Origin of the sequence: Streptomyces sp. Act143 (assembly GCF_003143935.1) — a bacterium.
Classification (GTDB): domain Bacteria; phylum Actinomycetota; class Actinomycetes; order Streptomycetales; family Streptomycetaceae; genus Streptomyces.
This window is the reverse complement of record NZ_QFRX01000001.1, coordinates 8,706,583-8,725,305: the sequence shown is the minus strand read 5'-3', so window position 1 is coordinate 8,725,305 and position 18,723 is coordinate 8,706,583. Positions and strand designations below refer to the sequence as shown.

14 protein-coding genes are annotated in these 18,723 nt (G+C 71.4%); 6 read left to right on the top strand and 8 right to left on the bottom strand.

Going from position 1 to position 18,723, the window contains the following annotated elements; all coding sequences use genetic code 11:
• Positions 1-97: 97 nt before the first annotated feature.
• Positions 98-688, bottom strand: a complete 591-nt coding sequence (locus DI272_RS39855; RefSeq protein ID WP_109500031.1) for a PadR family transcriptional regulator — start codon at positions 686-688, stop codon at positions 98-100.
• 214 nt (positions 689-902) lie between these two features.
• Between DI272_RS39855 and DI272_RS39850 the strand changes: the two genes are divergently transcribed.
• Both DI272_RS39850 and DI272_RS39845 read left to right on the top strand, forming a co-directional pair.
• A complete protein-coding gene (locus tag DI272_RS39850; RefSeq protein ID WP_109500030.1) occupies positions 903-2,444 on the top strand; it encodes an amino acid permease in 1,542 nt (513 codons plus the stop codon).
• Positions 2,445-2,463: 19 nt separating this feature from the next.
• Complete coding sequence (locus tag DI272_RS39845; protein WP_109501286.1) at positions 2,464-3,411, top strand: RluA family pseudouridine synthase; 948 nt, start codon at positions 2,464-2,466, stop codon at positions 3,409-3,411.
• Here the strand turns inward: DI272_RS39845 and DI272_RS39840 are convergent.
• The 6 genes from DI272_RS39840 to DI272_RS39815 all read right to left on the bottom strand — a co-directional run bounded on the left by DI272_RS39840 (position 3,405) and on the right by DI272_RS39815 (position 8,907).
• Positions 3,405-4,925: a cytochrome P450 gene (locus DI272_RS39840; protein WP_109500029.1), complete on the bottom strand. Its 1,521-nt coding sequence runs from the start codon at positions 4,923-4,925 to the stop codon at positions 3,405-3,407. The genes DI272_RS39845 and DI272_RS39840 overlap by 7 nt on opposite strands.
• 98 nt (positions 4,926-5,023) lie before the next feature.
• Positions 5,024-5,644 carry an ATP/GTP-binding protein gene (locus DI272_RS39835; RefSeq protein ID WP_109500028.1) on the bottom strand — a complete coding sequence of 207 codons (621 nt, stop codon included), beginning with the start codon at positions 5,642-5,644 and terminating at the stop codon, positions 5,024-5,026.
• Entirely contained in the window at positions 5,625-6,032 is a 408-nt protein-coding gene (locus tag DI272_RS39830) for a DUF742 domain-containing protein (RefSeq protein WP_109500027.1), read from the bottom strand. The genes DI272_RS39835 and DI272_RS39830 overlap by 20 nt, the downstream gene beginning before the upstream one ends.
• Positions 6,029-6,436 carry a roadblock/LC7 domain-containing protein gene (locus DI272_RS39825; RefSeq protein WP_059196512.1) on the bottom strand — a complete coding sequence of 136 codons (408 nt, stop codon included), beginning with the start codon at positions 6,434-6,436 and terminating at the stop codon, positions 6,029-6,031. The genes DI272_RS39830 and DI272_RS39825 overlap by 4 nt, the downstream gene beginning before the upstream one ends.
• The gene (locus DI272_RS39820; protein ID WP_109500026.1) at positions 6,433-8,010 is read right to left on the bottom strand and encodes a sensor histidine kinase KdpD; all 1,578 of its coding nucleotides are present in this window, start codon (positions 8,008-8,010) and stop codon (positions 6,433-6,435) included. The genes DI272_RS39825 and DI272_RS39820 overlap by 4 nt, the downstream gene beginning before the upstream one ends.
• Positions 8,011-8,280: 270 nt before the next feature.
• On the bottom strand, positions 8,281-8,907 hold the full coding sequence (locus DI272_RS39815; protein ID WP_109500025.1) for a TetR/AcrR family transcriptional regulator: 627 nt from the start codon (positions 8,905-8,907) through the stop codon (positions 8,281-8,283).
• 184 nt (positions 8,908-9,091) lie between these two features.
• Between DI272_RS39815 and DI272_RS39810 the strand changes: the two genes are divergently transcribed.
• The 4 genes from DI272_RS39810 to atzF all read left to right on the top strand — a co-directional run bounded on the left by DI272_RS39810 (position 9,092) and on the right by atzF (position 15,853).
• Positions 9,092-9,916 carry an urea amidolyase associated protein UAAP1 gene (locus tag DI272_RS39810; RefSeq protein WP_109500024.1) on the top strand — a complete coding sequence of 275 codons (825 nt, stop codon included), beginning with the start codon at positions 9,092-9,094 and terminating at the stop codon, positions 9,914-9,916.
• Positions 9,913-10,545, top strand: coding sequence for an urea amidolyase associated protein UAAP2 (locus DI272_RS39805; protein ID WP_109500023.1), 633 nt, complete (start codon positions 9,913-9,915; stop codon positions 10,543-10,545). Before DI272_RS39810 ends, DI272_RS39805 begins: the two co-directional genes overlap by 4 nt.
• Positions 10,542-14,054 (top strand): 5-oxoprolinase/urea amidolyase family protein, encoded by a 3,513-nt coding sequence (locus DI272_RS39800; protein WP_109500022.1) that lies wholly within the window; start codon positions 10,542-10,544, stop codon positions 14,052-14,054. The genes DI272_RS39805 and DI272_RS39800 overlap by 4 nt, the downstream gene beginning before the upstream one ends.
• A 62-nt stretch (positions 14,055-14,116) precedes the next feature.
• Positions 14,117-15,853: an allophanate hydrolase gene (gene atzF, locus DI272_RS39795; protein WP_109501285.1), complete on the top strand. Its 1,737-nt coding sequence runs from the start codon at positions 14,117-14,119 to the stop codon at positions 15,851-15,853.
• On the opposite strand, the gene DI272_RS39790 is transcribed toward atzF, so the two are convergent.
• Positions 15,835-18,690 carry an RNA helicase gene (locus DI272_RS39790; RefSeq protein WP_109500021.1) on the bottom strand — a complete coding sequence of 952 codons (2,856 nt, stop codon included), beginning with the start codon at positions 18,688-18,690 and terminating at the stop codon, positions 15,835-15,837. The genes atzF and DI272_RS39790 overlap by 19 nt on opposite strands.
• Positions 18,691-18,723 lie beyond the last annotated feature (33 nt).

Sequence of the window (18,723 nt, the reverse complement as noted above, 5' to 3'; positions counted from 1 at the left end):
ACTGCCTCACGGCGGATTCAGCTCGGGGTTCGAGGCCCTGGCACCGCTGCTGCAACAGCCGTGCCGGGGCCTGTTTCTCGTTGCGTTCTCGGTCAGTTCACGATGCGTGCAGAGCCTTCCACTCCTCGATCCCGGGCAGTGTTCCCGCCCTGATCTCGTCGAGGAAGCCTCGGACCCACTCCGCCTCCGCCTCCACCATGTGGAGCTGGTACTCGTTCTCCACGAGGAAGAGCCGGGGCAGTGTCTCGGACAGCTTCTCCAGCGCGGCGCGACCGCCGGCCGCCTGGACCACCAGGGATTCGAGCCGTTCCTCCAGCAGCGTCACCACGTCGTCGGGGTGCAGCACCCCGAGCAGCGAGAGCGCGGTCTCGAAGATCGGGTACTCCTTGGCCGGGTAGGCGACCAGGTCCGACATCCACTCGGTGGCCTCCTGGCGTCCGGCCGCGGTGATGCCGTAGACCGTCCGCTCGGGCCTGTTGCCCTGCCGTTCCACGTCCGTGACCTCGACGAAGCCGTGCTTCTGGAGGCTCTGCACGACCGTGTAGAGCGAGCCGTAGTTGATCTTCGTGCTGGAGTCCTTGCCCTGGCGGCGCAGGGTCTGGGCGATCTCGTAGGGGTGCATCGGCTTCTGCCACAGCGTGGCCAGCACGGCGAGCGCCAAGGGGTTGCGGAGCTTGCGACGCTGCATGAGTCCGATTCACCTCGCATCCGAATATCCGTGACCGAACATATCGCGATCCATGCCTGACGGTCAATAGACACGATGTATCGCGTTCTGGGAACAGCACAAGTGGCGTGAGGACTTGGGCCCCCCTTCGACATGGCCGCGTCATCCGCGCGAAACAGCCTCTCCCTAATTTCTGTCGCCTGACAGGAATCCACGTCGAAGGCAGGTGCCTTTCGTGACGACCACCACCCCGTCCGACGTCCGCCCCGATCCGCCCCACTCCCCCGACGACCGCTCCCTCGCCGAGTTCGGCTACCGCCAGGAGCTGCACCGCAGCCTCGGCAAGTACGCCTCGTTCGCGGCCGGCTTCTCCTTCATCTCCGTCCTGACGACCGTCTTCCAGTTCTTCGCCTTCGGCTACGCGTTCGGCGGCCCCGTCTTCTTCTGGGCCTGGCCGGCGGTGCTGCTGGGACAGTTGACGGTCGCCGCCTGCTTCGCGGAACTGGCGGCGCGCTATCCGATCTCGGGCGCGATCTACCAGTGGTCGTCCCGGCTGTCCAACCTCACCTTCGGCTGGTTCGCCGGCTGGATCATGGTGATCGGGCAGATCGTGGTGGTCGCGGCGGCGGCGCTGGCCCTCCAGATGGTGCTGCCCGCCATCTGGTCCGGCTTCCAGCTGGTCGGCGCCGACCCCGCGCCGACCTCGACGGACGGCGCGGCCAACGCGGCGCTGCTCGGAGTGGTCCTGCTGGCCCTGACGACGCTGGTCAACGTCCTGGACAACCGCGTGATGTCCGTGATCAACCGGATCGGTGTCACCGCCGAGATCATCGGCGCGGTCCTCATCGTCGTCCTGCTGCTCACGCACTCCGAGCGCGCACCGGGCATCACCTTCCACACCGGGAGCGCGGCGCAGAGCGGGCTGTTCGGGGCGCTGCTGGTCGGCTCGTTCACGGCGGCGTACGTGATGATCGGCTTCGACAGCGCGGGCGAGATGAGCGAGGAGACGCACCACCCGCGCCGCACCGCTCCCCGCACGATCCTCACCGCACTGGGCGCCGCGGGGCTGCTCGGCGGTCTGATCGTGCTGGGCGGACTGCTGGCGGCGCCGAGCCTGACGGACGGGCATCTCGCGGTGGACGGACTGAGCTACGTCCTCACCAGCAGCCTGGGCGACGGCGTGGGCAAGGTGCTGCTCGCCGACGTGGTGGTGGCGATCGCGGTGGCGACCCTCGCGATCCAGACGGCGGCGTGCCGGATGCTGTTCTCCATGGCCCGCGACGGCCGGCTGCCCTTCTCGGCACGGCTCGCACGGGTCAACGCCCGCACCGGCATGCCGACCGCGCCCGCCCTGGTCGTCGGCGTACTCGCCGCGGCCCTGCTCCTGCTCGACTTCGTCTCCCCGGAGGCGTTCCTGGCCATCGGGACGACCTGCATCGTGATGCTGTACCTCGCCTACGCGATGGTCACCGGTCCGCTCCTGCGGGCCCGGCTGCGCGGCCGCTTCACCACCACCGGCACGGACGAGACCGGCGCCCCTCTCTTCTCCCTCGGCCGCTGGGGCGTCCCGGTCAACGCCCTGGCCCTCCTCTACGGCCTCGCCATGGCCGTCAACCTGGCCTGGCCGCGGGCGGCGGTGTACGACCCGGCGGGCGGTCACTGGTACTTCCAGTGGTTCACGGTGCTGTTCCTGGGGGTCACCGTCGCGGCGGGCGTGGCCTACCGGGCGTACAAGGCCCGCACCAGGGTCACCGCGGAGGCCGTCGCCCCGGCGTGACGATCTACCCTGGCCGGTGATGAGACGCAAGAACCGGATCCCGCCCTCTCCCCTCCCGCAGCGCGAGGGGGTGGACCCGGTGCGGGTGCGACTGCCCCCCGAGGGGCCGTGGGCCACGGTCCGGGAGCATCTCGTGGAGCGGCTCAGCGGGGCGGAGGCCGGGGCCGTCGACGGGATGTTCGCCGCGGGACAGGTCGTCGACGCGGACGGCCGGGCCGTGGCGCCCGACGCGGAGTACGTCCCCGGCCTGTACGTGTGGTTCCACCGCGAGCTGCCGTACGAGCCGGTCGTGCCGTTCCCGCTCACGGTCGTCCACCGGGACGAGCACATCGTCGTCGCCGACAAGCCGCACTTCCTGGCCACCACCCCGCGCGGCAGCCATGTCACCGAGACCGCGCTCGCCCGGCTGCGCAGGGACCTGGACATCCCGACGCTCGGTGCCGCGCACCGGCTCGACCGGCTCACCGCCGGCCTCGTGCTGTTCACGGTACGGCCCGAGGAACGGGGCGCGTACCAGACGCTGTTCGCCAAGCGGCGGGTCCGCAAGGAGTACGAGGCGATCGCGTCGTACGACCCCTCGCTCGCCCTTCCCCGGACCGTGCGCAGCCGGATCGTGAAGGAGCGGGGGGTGCTGGCCGCCTATGAGGTGGCGGGCGAGCCCAATGCCGTCAGCCGGGTCGAACTCATCGACCATCGCGACGAGTTGGGCTGGTACCGGCTGCTGCCGGCCACCGGGCAGACGCATCAGCTGCGCGTCCACATGAACGCTCTGGGCCTGCCCATCCTCGGCGATCCGCTGTATCCGGAGGTGGCCGCCCCCGTGCCGGCCGGTGACTTCCGGCGACCGCTGCAACTGCTCGCACGGTCACTGGAGTTCACCGACCCGGTCACGGGGGTGGAGCACCGGTTCCGCAGCGCCGGGGCGCTGGAGGCCTGGTCCGCCTATGCCGACTGGGCCGGTCAGTAGCCCCGCCACCAGCGCAGGAACCTTCGCCAGGCCCCCATCGGACGGACGGGCTCGGACGTCGGTTCGGACGTCGGCGCGAGCGGCTGCGGTGCGGCGGCGGAGGCGGTCGGCCGGGGTTCCGCCGCCACCGGCGTCACCGGCGCCGTGGGCGCGGTCGGCTCGGCCGGTTCCGTGCCGACCTGCCAGGCGGGCCGCTGCTGCGGCACCGGCGCGTGGCCCGGCTTCTGCATGACGTCCTGCTGCGGCTTGGGCTCGAACCGGACGGGCAGTTCCACCAGGTGCCGTGAGGAGATCGTCTGCCGCCACTCCAACTCGTCCTCCTCGCAGTCGAGTTGGACGTCCGGTAGCCGCATGAGCAGTGCGTCGACACCGGTGTCGGCGATGCCACGGGCGATGTCCTGACCGGGGCACTCGTGCGGTCCGCCGCCGAAGGCGAGGTGGGAGCGGTTGCCCTGCATGTTGGCGCTCAGGTCGGGGCGGACCCGGGGGTCGACGTTGCCCGGGGCGATGCCGAAGAGCAGACCGTCGCCCTTGCGGATGCGCTGGCCGCCCAACTCGGTGTCCTGCTTGGCGTAGTAGGCGAAGACGGTGCTGAACGGCGGCTCGTCCCACAGGGACTGCTCGACCGCCTGCGGGACCGTCATCTGGCCGCCGTTGAGCTGGGCGCGGAAGCCCGGATTGGTGAGCACCGCGCGCAGGACGTTGCCGATGAGGTTGACGGTGGCCTCGTAGGCGGCCATGAGCACGAGCCAGAGGTGGGTGGTGACCTCGTCGTCGGTGAGCTTCGCCGGGTGCAGGACGAGATGGCTGGCGATGTCCTCCAGGGGCTCCTTCCGGCGGCGTTCGGCGAGCCGCTGGAGCACGGACATGACGTACCCCTGGCTGGCGTTGGCGGTCTCGGTGCCCTTGAGGAGGTCGCGGGTGGCCTGTACGAGCCGGTCGGAGTACTCGTCCGGCATGCCGAGGATCTCGCACAGGATGGCCATCGGCAGGTGCTCGGCGAACTGGCTCATGAGGTCGGCCTCGCCGGACTCGCAGAACTCGTTCACCAGACGCTGGGTGTAGCGGTTGATGTGCCGGCGGACGGCCCGGTGGTCGATGGTCGACATGGCGCCGGTGACCGCGCCGCGCAGCCGCAGGTGCTCGTCGCCCTCGGCGTAGGAGCAGATGGGCGCCCAGGCGATGTGCGGCATCATCGGGTGATCGGGCTTGACCATGCCCTCGATCTGCGGGGTCCAGATGCGGCTGTCCCGGCAGAAGTGCGAGGGCGTGCCGACCATGTGGAGGTTCTCCGCGTGGCCGAGGACGATCCACATCGGGATGTCGTCGTGGAGCAGCACGGGCGCCACCGGACCGTGTTCCTCGCGGAGTCTCTCGTAGAGCCCTTCGAGGTCCTCCGCCTCGGGGCCGTACAGCCTGTGCAGTCCCCCGGGGCCCAGGTTGTGGGCGGGGCAGCCGGGGGGTGGGCCGGCCGTGGGGCCGGCACCGGTCAGGGAGTGGGATTCAGGCGTCACTGTGGTCGCTCCGAAGTGGATCCGGTTGCATGGGGAGTTGAGGTCGGGCGGCGGCGCCCGCCAGGGCCTCCGGTCGGGGGCGGGGGCCCGTCACGGCGTCAGGTGAGGGCGCCCGTCATGGCGAGCGAGTGCAGGAAGCGCATCAGCGTCATCAGCACGTCGCGGCTGGACGCCCGGCGGCGCGCGTCGCACTCCACGATGGGGATCTCCTCGGACAGGTCGAGCGCGGTGCGCAGGTCCGCGATGGGGTAACGGGGCCCGTCCGGGAAGCTGTTGACGGCGACGACGAAGGGCACTCCGCGCTCCTCCAGCCGGCCTATGACGTCGAAGCTGACCTCCAGGCGGCGGGTGTCGACCAGCACCACCGCGCCGAGCGCGCCTTCGAACAGGCCGTTCCACAGGAACCAGAAGCGTTCCTGGCCGGGGGTGCCGAACAGGTACAGCACGAGCTGGTCGGTGATGCTGATGCGGCCGAAGTCCATGGCCACGGTGGTGGCCGTCTTGGTCTCGGAGCCGTAGTTGTCGTCGACCCCGACGCCGGCCTGCGTCATGGTCTCCTCGGTGGTCAGCGGCCTGATCTCGCTGACCGAGCCGACCATCGTCGTCTTGCCGACTCCGAAGCCGCCCACGATCACGATCTTCACCGCGGCCTGGGCCGTGTGCGGCAGATGATCCTCTGTGCGTGGTCCGGGGATGGTGTCAGAGCCTTTGAAGTCCATGCATCACCGCTTCGAGGAGGGAACGGTCGGGGAGCGCCTGCCGGACGATCGGGGCGCGCGCCTGCACCAGTCCGGCCGCCAGCATCTCGGTGAGCAGCACGGTCACCACACTGAACGGCAGGTTGAGATAGGCCGAGAGCTCGGCCACCGACAGGGGGGCCGTGGTGAGCCGGAGCATCGCCGTCTGCTCGGGCGTCGCGGAGGGCGGTGGGTCGGCGCGCGCCACGATTAAGGTGACGAGGTCGAGGTCGGCGCGTTCGCCGTCCGGTCCCGCGACCACGTAGAGGCGTTCCGGGGGCCGCTTTCCGATGCCCTCGCCCGCAGGCTTCGGGACCGGTTCGACCGCTTCTTCGCTGGGGTATCGCCGCCGGCGTTGCGGAGGAGTCATACGGTCTGGCCGTTGCGCCTGGGCGGACTGGTGAGATGGGCCCCGATCCGGACGACCAGGTCACGCATTCTGTTGCTCATCAGACCTGGTTCGGCGACCACGTCGGACAGGACCGCGAGGTAGGCGTTGGGGCCCGCGGCCATCAGATAGAAGTAGCCGCCGTTGATCTCGATGAGGACCATCTTCATCCGGCCGTCGCTGCCCGGGATCTCGTGGGCGACGGCCCCGGCCAGGCTCTGGAGCCCCGCGCAGGCCGCGGCGACGCGGTCGGCGGCGTCCGGGTCGCCGCCGTGGCGCGCGATGCGCAGGCCGTCGGCGGAGAGCACCACGATCATCTCGATGCCCGGTACGCCGTCGGCGAGATCCTTGAGCATCCAGTCGAAGTTGGCGCGCTGCTGGATCACGTGTGGTCCCTCTCGTCGTCGGCCTCGACACGGGCCGGCTCGGTGGTCTGCTGGGTGAGTGCGGTCGGGTCCGGATCACCCTTGAGCCCGTTCCAGAACGCCTCGACCCACAGACCGGGTTCGGGTTCCTTCTTGTCGGGCTCGGGCGCGGGCGTCGACCAGATGGACGGCTTGCCCTCCCGCTCGGCCTTCTCGGCGGCGGCCTGCTCGGCGAGCCGCTGGCTAAGCGGGATCTTGACCCGGCTGCGGCGCTGCGGCAGCCCTCCGGCCGTCCACTCGGTCACCTCGGGAACCTCGTCCTCCATGGACACGGTGGCCGGGATACGGGGGCTGGTGGGGCGCCGCCTCTTCGGTGCGCGCTTGGGACCTTCGAGCGCACCTTCGGTCTTCGGCACGGCGCCCGCGCCGATGCCATGGGCGAGTCCGGGGGCCGGATCGCTGGTCATCATCTCGCGCGGGACGATGAGTACGGCGCGGACTCCGCCGTACGCCGAACTCCGCAGCGAGACCTGCATGTTGAACTGTGAGCACAGGCGTCCGACGACGGCCAGGCCCAGCCGCGGGGCGTCGCCCAGGTCCTGGAGGTCGACGCCGGCCTGGGCCCGCTCCAGCATGCCCTCGGCCTTGTTGCGGGCCTCCTCGCTGAAGCTGACGCCGGCGTCCTCGATCTCGATGGCGACGCCGGTCTGCACCTCGGTCGCGGTGACGTGGACCTTGGTCTGCGGCGGCGAGTAGCGCGTGGCGTTGTCCAGGAGCTCGGCGACCGCGTGGATGACCGGCTCCACGGAGATGCCGCGGATGTTGACCTGGGCGATGGAGTCGAGCTTGATACGGCGGTACTCCAGGATGCGGGACATGCCGCCGCGCAGCACGCTGTACAGCGGGACGGGGTCGGGCCACTGACGGCCGGGGCGGCCGCCGCCGAGCACGGAGATGGAGTCGGCGAGGCGGCCGATCAGCGCGGTGCCGTGGTCGATGCGCAGGAGGTCGTCGAAGACCTCGGGGTTGCGGCCGTGGTCCTCCTCCATCTCCCGGAGTTCCTTGTTCTGCTGGTGGACGATGGCCTGGACGCGGCGGGCGATGCTGACGAAGGAGCGCTGGGCGGAGTCGCGCAGGGCTTCCTCGCGGTCGATGATCTCGAGCACCGTCTGGAGCACCATCACCTGCGACGCGGGGAGTTCGCGGTAGGACGGGTCGATGGCGTCGAGTCGGCGAATCACCTCACCGGGGGAATTTCCGGATCGCAACCGGTAGATCGCGGCGGGCACGACCTCCTTGGCGAAGCGGAGCAGGTCCTCCTCGTGGGAGGCGACCCGGCGTTCCAGATACGCGGCGTGACGAGCGTGCTCGGCCCGCAGGTCACGCAGGGCCCGGCCGCGACGTACCGCTTCGGCCGCCGCCGCGAGCACCAGGAGCATGGCGACGCCGCCGCACCAGCCGACGGCCGCGCGGGCGGGCTCCGACACGACGGCGGCTGCGGCTCCGGTCGCCGCGGCCATCAATATCGCGGGGAGCAACAGCACGCGCGCGTAGGGAAGTTCACGGCGTCCGGGTGGGGATTGAACACTCACCATGTAGACCCTCTGAAACATATCGGCTGGGAGGCGCATATTTAGGGAACAAGCGCCCGAATACATCTCAACTCGGTGCGCTGCGGGCGAGCTTAGTCCGACCGGATCATCGCCGTGTCATATTCAGCAAGCCCCTGAAATCGCCCCCGCGACAGGAGTACTCTCGTCCCCATTTACACGCTGCGCCGCCACTCGTACACGGTGTGTCACGGCGTACAGGCATGCGAAAGCCACTCACCGTGACGAGTGAAGGTCCGCTTCCGGTACGCCGGTTCAGACCCCGGCGATGCGCAGCGCCGCGTCGGCCGTCGCCTCCGCGAACACCGACACCGGCCGCTCGGGGTCGGAGCGGTGCACGAGGATGACGCCCTCGATCAACCCGAAGACCAGGTCGGTACGGAGATCGAGCTCACTCTTGGCGAGCGCGCTCCCGGCCTCGGTCGCGGCGAGCAACTGACGGTAGGCGTCCTTGAGTTCGGCGCGCACGGCGCGGAACCCGGCGAACCGCTCGGAGCGCACCTCGGGCAGCAGGTACAGCCCGCCGAGGTTGTACGGGCCGCCGCACAGCAGCTCGACATCGGCACGGCACAGCTCCCGGAGCCGGTCCGCGGCCGGGGTCGCGTCGTCGGCGAGCAGCTCACGGGCGTACCCCAGGGACGGGGTGACGGTGGACTCCAGGAGCCGGGCGAGCAGCTCCTCCTTGCCGGAGACGTAGTGGTACATGGAGGCCTGCCGCATGCCCGCCCGCTCGGCGACGGCCCGGGTGGTGGTGGCCGCGTAGCCCCGCGTGGTGAACAACTCGGCCGCGGCGGCAAGCAGTTCGTCGCGCGGCTCCAGCCCGCTGTCGGCCCGCTGCGCCACCCGCGGCCTGCCGACCCGCCGCCCACCTGTCGTCCCCATGCGTTCGATCCTCGCACAGGGCGCCGCCCGACGATCTTCGGGACGCGTCCGGCGGCCCGGGTGAGAGGTCGGTAACCACCGTGCAACACATGGGCAATCCCGGCGACCCGCCCTGCCTCTAATTTCTGTCACACGACAGAAATACGTCGTACGACACCCAGCCCCCGGAGCCGGAGGTCCCGCAATGGCGACAGCGACCACGTACGGAGCGCGTGATCACGCACGTGCCCAGGAGGGCACGCACACCGAGGCCATGCCGGTGGTACCGGCCGCCGACTGGCCGGAACCGCCCTGCGCGGCGGGGCACCTGGTGTGGGCCGAGACGGTGGCCGGCGGCGGCTACACCCACCGGGTACTGGCCCGCGGCACCGAACTGCGCCTGACCGACCTGCGCGGCGACGCCTGCGCCCACCTGCTGCTGTACGCGGCGGACCGCCCCTGGGAACGCCTGAACGTCGCCGACACGGTGAAGGTCCAGTGGAACGCCTACCTCGGCGAGGGCCGGCTGCTGCTGTCCGACCAGGGCCGGGTCCTCGCCGGCGTCGTCGCCGACACCTCCGGCCGCCACGACGCGCTGTGCGGCACCTCCACCCTCGTCCGCAACGCGCAGCGGTACGGCGACGGCACCCCGCAGTCCCCCTCCCCCGCCGGGCGCGAGCTGTTCAAGCTGGCCGCCGCCAAGAACGGCCTCGCACCCCGCGACCTGCCCCCGTCGCTCTCCTTCTTCCAGGGCGTCGAGGTCCGCGAGGACGGCACCCTCGACTTCACCGGCTCGGCCGGCCCCGGCGGCAGCGTCACCCTGCGCACCGAGCAGGACGTCACCGTGCTGATCGCCAACGTCCCGCACCCGGCCGACCCCCGCCCCGGCTACGTCAGCACCCCGCTGGAGGTCCTCGCCTGGCGCGCCGCGCCGACCGCGCCCGGCGACCCCCTGTGGGACGCCACGCCCGAAGGCCGCCGGGCCTTCCTCAACACCGCCGAATTCCTCGCCGCCAGGGGGCTCGCATGACGTCCGCCGTTCCTGTGAAGACCGTCGTTCCTGTGAAGACCGTCGTTCCGGCCCGCGCAGCCTGGTCGTCCGTCATCCCGGCGGGCGCCACGCTCACCATCACCGACCTGCACGGCAACCAGGCCGTCGACTTCCTCGTCTACGACGCCCACGACACGTCCGTCCGCTACAGCGCGCCCGACACCGTCCACGCCCAGGGCGGCATCTTCCTGACCACGGGCAGCGTGCTGATGTCCAACGAGCACACCCCGCTGATGACGGTCGTCGCCGACGACGTCGGCCGGCACGACACGCTCGGCGGCGCCTGCTCCAAGGAGTCCAACACCCTGCGGTACGGCCACCACACCTGGTCGCAGCACGCCTGCGTGGACAACTTCCTCGCCGAGGGCGCCCGGCACGGTCTCGGCAAACGCGACCTCGTCTCCAACATCAACTGGTACATGAACGTGCCGGTCGAGAAGGACGGCACCCTCGGCATCGTCGACGGCATCTCGGCGCCGGGGCTCGCCCTCACCCTGCGCGCCGAGTGCGACGTCCTCGTCCTGGTCTCCAACTGCCCGCAGATCAACAACCCCTGCAACGGCTTCGAGCCGACCGCGGTGGAGATGACGATCGGGGCCGCCGAATGAGCTTCGACACGCTGCTGGTCGCGAACCGGGGTGAGATCGCGGTCCGGATCATCCGTACCGCACGTGAGCTGGGACTGCGCACGGTCGCCGTGTACTCCGACCCCGACCGCTCGGCACCCCACGTGCGGCTCGCGGACACGGCCGTACGACTGGGACCCGCCCCCGCGAAGGAGTCGTACCTCGACGCCGACCTGGTCCTGAAGGCCGCCAAGGACACCGGCGCGGGCGCCGTCCACCCCGGGTACGGCTTCCTGTCCGAGGACGCCGACTTCGCGCGCCGCTGCGAGGCGGCCGGGATCGTGTTCGTCGGCCCGACGCCGGAGCAGCTGGAGCTGTTCGGCGCCAAGCACACGGCGAGGGCGGCGGCCGAGGCGGCGGGGGTGCCGCTGGCGCCGGGGACGGGCCTGCTGGCCACGCCGGCGGAGGCCCTCGCGCAGGCGGCGCAGATCGGCTACCCGGTCATGCTCAAGGCGACCGGCGGAGGCGGCGGCATCGGCATGTCGGCATGTCGCTCCGCCGCCGAACTGACCGACGCCTGGGAGCGGGTGCACCGCGTCGCCGCCGCGTCCTTCTCCTCCGCGGGCGTCTTCCTGGAACGCCTCGTCGAGCGCGCCCGCCATGTCGAGGTGCAGGTCTTCGGCGACGGCGAGGGCCGGGTCGTCACCTTCGGCGACCGCGACTGCACCCTCCAGCGCCGCAACCAGAAGGTCGTGGAGGAGGCGCCGGCCCCCCACCTGCCCGACCGGGTCCGCCGGCAACTGGCCGTTTCCGCTCGCGACTTGTGCGCATCGGTCGGCTACCGCTCCGCCGGGACCGTCGAGTTCGTCTACGACGCCGCCCGCGAGGAGGCGTACTTCCTGGAGGTCAACACCCGCCTCCAGGTGGAGCATCCGGTCACCGAGGAGATCTACGGCGTCGACCTCGTCGCCTGGATGCTGCGCCTGGCCCGCGGCGAGACGGACGTCGTCCGCGCTCCCGGCCCACCGCGCGGCCACGCCGTCGAGGCCCGCGTCTACGCCGAGGACCCCACGCGCGAACACCGGCCCGGTGCGGGCCTGCTGACGCGGGTCGAGTTCCCGCCCGGCGTCCGCGTGGACGGCTGGGTGGAGACAGGCACCGAGGTGACGACGTCGTACGACCCGCTGCTCGCGAAGGTCGTCGCGTACGGCTCGGACCGGGCCCACGCGCTGCGGCGGCTCGACGAGGCGCTGGCCCGCACCCGCCTGGACGGCATCGAGACGAACCTGGGCCTGGTCCGGGCCGCCCTCGCGGACGCACGCTTCACGCGGGCGACCCACTCGACGGCGACCCTGGCGAGCATCAGCGACCCCACTCCCCGCATCGAGATCGTCTCCGGCGGCACCCTCACCACCGTCCAGGACTGGCCGGGCCGCACCGGCTACTGGCAGGTCGGCGTGCCTCCGTGCGGCCCGATGGACGACCGTGCCTTCCGGCTCGGGAACCAGGCGCTCGGCAACCCGGAGGGGGCGCCCGGCCTCGAATGCACCCTTCAGGGACCGTCGTTGAGGTTCACCCACCCGACGACGGTGTGCGTCACGGGCGCCCCGGCCGAGGTCACGGTGGACGGCGTGCCGGTTCCGCAGTGGGAGCCGCTGACCGTGCCCGCACACGCGACGCTCTCCATAGGCGCCCCTTCGCAACACGGCCTGCGGACCTACGTCCTCTTCGCCGGCGGCCTCGACGTCCCCGCCTTCCTCGGCAGCGCGAGCACCTTCACGCTGGGCCGCTTCGGCGGCCACGGCGGCAGAGCGCTGCGCACCGGCGACGTCCTGCACGGCGGTGCCGTGACCACGGGGACGCCGGTCACCGATCGCCCCTCGTACGGCTCGACCTGGCACATCGGCGCCGTGGAAGGCCCGCACGCGGCACCGGAGTTCTTCACCGCGGACGACATCCGCGACTTCTACGCCGCCGACTGGAAGGTGCACTTCAACTCGGCGCGCACCGGTGTCCGCCTCGTCGGCCCGAAGCCCCGCTGGGCCCGCACCGACGGCGGCGAGGCGGGCCTGCACCCCTCCAACATCCACGACACCCCGTACTCCGTCGGCGCCGTCGACTACACCGGCGACATGCCGGTGCTGCTCGGCCCGGACGGCCCCTCGCTGGGCGGTTTCGTGTGCCCGGCGACCGTCCTGAGCACCGAGCGCTGGAAGCTGGGCCAACTGCGGCCCGGCGACACCGTCCGGTTCGTGCCGGTCGACGTCGACGGCTCGGCCCGCCCGGAGATCGTGGACGGCGGCGTGCTGGCCCGGGACGGCGACGTGACGTACCGCCGCAGCGGCGACGACAACCTGCTCGTCGAATTCGGCCCCATGCAGCTGGACCTGGCGCTGCGGATGCGCGTCCACGCGCTGATGGAGGCGGTGGCCGAGGCGCTGCTGGACGGGGTCGCCGACCTCACCCCGGGCATCCGTTCCCTCCAGATCCGCACGGACCCGCAGCGCCTGCCCCAGCTTGAACTCCTCGCCACCGTACGGGAGATCGTCGACGCCCTCCCTCCGACGGACCAACTGGTCGTCCCCTCCCGCACGGTCCACCTGCCCCTCTCCTGGGACGACCCGGCGACCCGGGAGGCGATCGCCCGCTACATGGCGGGCGTCCGCGACGACGCGCCCTGGTGCCCGTGGAACATCGAGTTCATCCGCCGCGTCAACGGCCTGGAATCGGTGCACGACGTCCATCGCACGGTCTTCGACGCGGAGTACCTCGTACTGGGCCTGGGAGACGTCTACTTGGGCGCTCCGGTGGCCACCCCCCTGGACCCCCGCCACCGCCTGGTGACGACCAAGTACAACCCGGCCCGCACCTGGACGGCGGAGAACTCGGTCGGCATCGGCGGTGCCTATCTCTGCGTCTACGGCATGGAGGGCCCCGGCGGCTACCAGTTCGTGGGCCGCACGACCCAGGTGTGGTCGGGCTGGCAGCAACGCGGCGCGTTCGAGCCGGGGTCGCCCTGGCTGCTGCGCTTCTTCGACCGGATCAAGTGGTACCCGGTCGACGCGGACGAACTCCTCGACCTGCGGGCGGACATCGTCTCCGGCCGTTTCGTGCCCCGCATCGAGGAGGGCACGTTCTCACTCGCCGAGTACCAGGCGTTCCTCGCCCAGAACGCCGACTCCATACGGGAGTTCAGGACCCGGCAGCAGGCGGCCTTCGCCGCGGAGCGGGACGCGTGGGAGGCGGCGGGCGAGTTCATCCGGGCGGAGGCGGCGGCAGCCCCGCCCGCTCCCCCGGCCGAGGTGACGGTCCCGCCGGGTGGCCGCCTGGTCGAGGCCGAGTTCGCCGCCTCCGTATGGCAGGTGAACGTCTCGCCCGGCGACGAGGTGCGGGCCGGGCAGCCGCTCCTCGCGCTGGAGGCGATGAAGATGGAGTCCAGGGTGCACGCCCCCGCCGACGGCGTGGTGGCGCAGATCCTGGCCGGACCGGGCGACCAGGTGGAGGCGGGCACGGCCCTGCTGGTCCTGTCCCCCACCACGAGCGGAGAGTGAACGGCAACATGTCCACCACCGGCAACAGGCCCACCACGGACAGCACGTCCGCCAACGACAAGATGTCCACCGCCGTCTCCCGCGTCCGCGCCGCCTACGCCCGCATCGAGGCCGTCGACCGCCCCGAGATCTGGATCGACCTGCGCCCGCAGCGGGAGGCAGAGGCCGAGGCCCGCGCCCTCGACACCCGTGTCGCCGCCGGTGAGCGCCTCCCGCTGGCCGGCCGCCTGTTCGCCGCCAAGGGCAACATCGACGTGGCGGGCCTGCCCACGACCGCGGGCTGCCCGGCGTACGCCCACCACCCCGCCGAGGACGCCCCCGTCGTCGCCCGCCTGCGCGCGGCCGGTGCGCTCGTGCTGGGCACCACGAACCTGGACCAGTTCGCGACCGGCCTGGTCGGCACCCGCTCCCCGCACGGCGCCGTCCGCAACGCCCACGACCCGTCCCGCGTCAGCGGCGGCTCCAGCTCGGGCTCGGCCGTCGCGGTGGCCCTCGGCCTGGTGGACTTCGCGCTGGGCACCGACACGGCCGGGTCGGGACGGGTACCGGCCGCCTTCAACGGCGTCGTCGGCCTCAAACCCACCCGGGGCCTGGTCCCGACGACCGGAGTGGTCCCGGCCTGCGCCTCCCTGGACTGCGTGACGGTGTTCGCCCGCACCCTCCCGGAGGCGGAGCAGGCACTGTCCCACATGACGACCGGCACACCCCCGCCCCGCCCCGGTCGCGCACCGGGCCCCTGGCGCATTGCCGCCCCGCCCCTCGAACAGCTCGGCGAACTGGACGAGGGCTGGGCGCAGGCGTACGAGGGGGCGGTCGCGCAGCTCGCTGCCGCGGGCGCCGAGATCCGCCCCCTCGACCTGACCCCGTTCACCGAGGCCGCCGCGATGCTCTACGAGGGCGCGTTCGTGGCGGAGCGCTACACCGCGGTGGGGAGCTTTGTCGACAAGTTGCTCGCGGAGGGAGGCGAGGGCCTGGACCCGACCGTCGCCGGCATCATCACCCGCGCCCGCGACATCCCGGCCCACCGGCTCTACGCCGACCTGGACCGCCTCTCCGTCCTCCGCACCCGTGCTCTGGCCGAGCTTTCGGACGCGGACGCCCTGGTGCTCCCCACGACCCCGGGCCACCCCACGCTCGCCGAGGTCGCCGCCGACCCGCTGGGCGCCAACGCCCGCCTGGGCCGCTTCACCAACTCCACGAACCTCTTCGACCTGGCGGCGGTGGCCGTACCGGCGGGCGAGGTGAACGGCCTCCCGTTCGGCGTGATGCTGATCGGCCCGTCGTTCACGGACGAACGGCTGGCGAGGATCGCGGGGCTGCTCCAGCCGGAGACACGGCTGGCGGTGCTGGGCGCCCATCTGTCGGGCCAGCCCCTGAACCCCCAACTTCTGTCACTGGGGGCTCGTTTGGAACGTACGACGACCACAGCCCGGCGCTACCGCCTGCACGCCTTGCGGACGACTCCGCCCAAGCCCGGCCTGGTGCACGTCGGCGAGGAAGGGGCGGCGATCGAGACGGAGATCTGGCACCTCCCGGCGGAGGGCCTGGGCCGCCTGCTGTCCACGCTCCCCCGCCCGATGGCACTGGGCAGCGTGGAACTGGCGGACGGAAGCAGGGTCCCAGGTTTCCTGTGCGAACCCGACGCTCTGACGGACGCACCCGACATCACGCCGTACGGAGGCTGGCGCTCCTATCTGAACGCCGAGAGGGACAGCGCCGCCCCGGGGCGCGGGGAACTGCGCGACCAGCCACAACCCACCCGCACCCGCCCGCCGAACCCTCACCCCACCGACGAGTAGGCCACAACCCCCCGCAGCAACTGATCCACAGCCTTACGCGCGGCCTTGGCCACCGTGGACCCCTCCCTGGCCGGCGCCGCGGCCGAGATCTGCCCCAGCACGTCGATCACCTGCTTGCACCAGCGCACGAAGTCCCCGGCAGGCATCTCCGCCTCCCGCAGCACCTCGTCCAGCCCCTTGCCGCTGGCCCACATGTACGCGGCCCAGGCGAACCCGAGATCCGGCTCACGCTGCCCGACACCCTCGGTCTGCGTGATCCGGAAATCCTCCTCCAGGGCGTCCAGCCGCCCCCAGATCCGCACCATCTCACCGAGCGCGGCCTTCGCCTTGCCCGACGGCAGCTTCGGCGCCATCGCGTCGTCACCGACCCGCGCCTCGTACACCAGGGCCGACACGCACGCGGCCAGCTCGGCAGGACCGAGCCCTTCCCAGACCCCGGCCCGCAGGCACTCACTGGCCAGCAGATCGAGCTCGCCGTAGAGCCGCGCGAGCCGCTTGCCGTGCTCGGTGACCTCGTCGGCCCGCAGATAGTCCAGCTCGGTCAGCAACGCGACGATGCGGTCAAAGGTGCGCGCGATCGTATTCGTACGCCCCTCGATGCGCCGCTCCAGCTGCGAGGTGTCCCGCAGCAGCCGGTGGTACCGCTCGGCCCAGCGCGCGTGGTCCTCCCGCTCGTCGCACCCGTGACAGGGATGCGCGCGGATCGCGGTCCGCAGCCGCGAGATCTCCCGGTCGTCGGCGGCCTGCGACCGCTTCTTGCGGGCCCGCTCCGGCGGAATGTGCCCGGCCTTGGTCCGCAGGGCGGAGGCCAGGTCCCGACGGGACTGCGGCGAGCGCGGGTTGAAGGACTTCGGGATGCGCATCCGGTCCAACGCCTCGACCGGCACCGGGAAGTCCATCGACGCGAGCCGCTTGACCTGCCGCTCGGCGGTCAGCACCAGCGGCCGGGGGCCGTCATGGTGCTCGAAGCCCCGATGCCCGTTGGACCGCCCGGCGGGCAGCCCCGGGTCCAACACCAGGGCCAGTCCGGCGTACTTGCCGGTCGGGACGTGGATGACATCGCCGGGCTTGAGCTTCTCCAGCGCCGTGGCGGCCTCGGCGCGCCGCAGGTTGGCGCCCTGCCGGGCCAACTCGGTCTCGCGGTCCTTCAGTTCGCGCCGCAGTCGCGCGTACTCCTCGAAGTCGCCGAGGTGGCAGGTCATGGACTCCTTGTAGCCCTCCAGCCCCTCCTCGTTGCGCTGCACCTGCCGCGAGATCCCGACGACCGACTTGTCGGCCTGGAACTGCGCGAAGGAGGTCTCCAGCAGCTCCCGCGACCGGTGCCGCCCGAACTGCTCGACGAGGTTGACCGCCATGTTGTACGACGGCTTGAAACTGGACCGCAGCGGGTAGGTGCGCGTACCGGCCAGCCCCGCAAGGTGGTCGGGGCTCATCCCGCGCTGCCACAGCACCACGGCATGACCCTCGACGTCGATGCCGCGCCGCCCGGCCCGGCCGGTCAACTGGGTGTACTCGCCGGGGGTGATGTCGGCGTGCTGCTCGCCGTTCCACTTGACGAGCTTCTCCAACACCACGGACCGGGCGGGCATGTTGATGCCCAGCGCGAGGGTCTCCGTCGCGAACACGGCCTTGACCAGCCCGCGTACGAACAGCTCCTCGACGACCTCCTTGAACGTGGGCAGCATGCCCGCGTGGTGGGCGGCGATGCCGCGCTCCAGGCCCTCCAGCCACTCGTAGTACCCGAGGACGTGCAGGTCCTCGGTCGGGATGGAGGCGGTGCGCTCCTCGACCAGGTCGCGGACCTTGGCCCGCGCCTCGTCGTCGTTGAGCCGCAGGCCGGCGTACAGGCACTGCTGCACGGCCGCCTCGCAGGCGGCCCGGCTGAAGATGAACGTGATCGCGGGCAGCAGTCCTTCGGCGTCGAGCCGCTCGATGACCTCGGGACGCCCCGGGGTCCACACCCGCGAGCGCTGTCTGCGCTCCCGCTCCCGGTCGGCCTCGCGCATCGCCCGGCCGCGTCTGCGGTCCTGGTACGAGGGCCGCTGGGCCTCCATCCGGGCCAGCCGGGTGAGGTCGGGGTTGACGGCCTTCTTCTGGCCCTCGCCCTCCTCGAACAGGTCGTACATCCGCCGCCCGGCGAGCACGTGCTGGAACAGCGGCACGGGCCGGTGCTCGGAGACGATCACCTCGGTGTCGCCGCGGACGGTGTCCAGCCAGTCGCCGAACTCCTCGGCGTTGGACACGGTCGCCGACAGGGAGACCAGGGTCACGGACTCCGGCAGGTGAATGATCACCTCTTCCCACACGGCGCCGCGGAAGCGGTCGGAGAGGTAGTGCACCTCGTCCATGACCACGTACCCGAGGCCGAGGAGGGTCTGCGAACCCGCATACAGCATGTTCCGCAGCACCTCGGTGGTCATCACCACCACCGGCGCCTCGGAGTTGACGCTGTTGTCGCCGGTGAGCAGACCGACCTTGTCGGCGCCGTAGCGGCGGCACAGGTCGGCGTACTTCTGGTTCGACAGCGCCTTGATGGGGGTCGTGTAGAAGCACTTCTTGCCCTGTTGCAGGGCGAGGTGGACGGCGAACTCGCCCACGATCGTCTTGCCGGAGCCGGTGGGTGCGGCCACCAGCACGCCCTTCCCCGCCTCAAGTGCCTGGCAGGCCTCGATCTGGAAGGGGTCGAGGCCGAAGTCGTACATCTCGCGGAAGGAGGCGAGCGCGGTGGCCTGCTCGGCAGCCCTCTTGCGGGCAGCCGCATACCGCTCGGCCGGTGAGAGGTCCTCTGTCATCGTGCTTTCGAGCGTACCGGGCCCCACTGACAACAGGACGATCATTATCCGGATCCCGTCTTGTCAAACCCCGGGTCC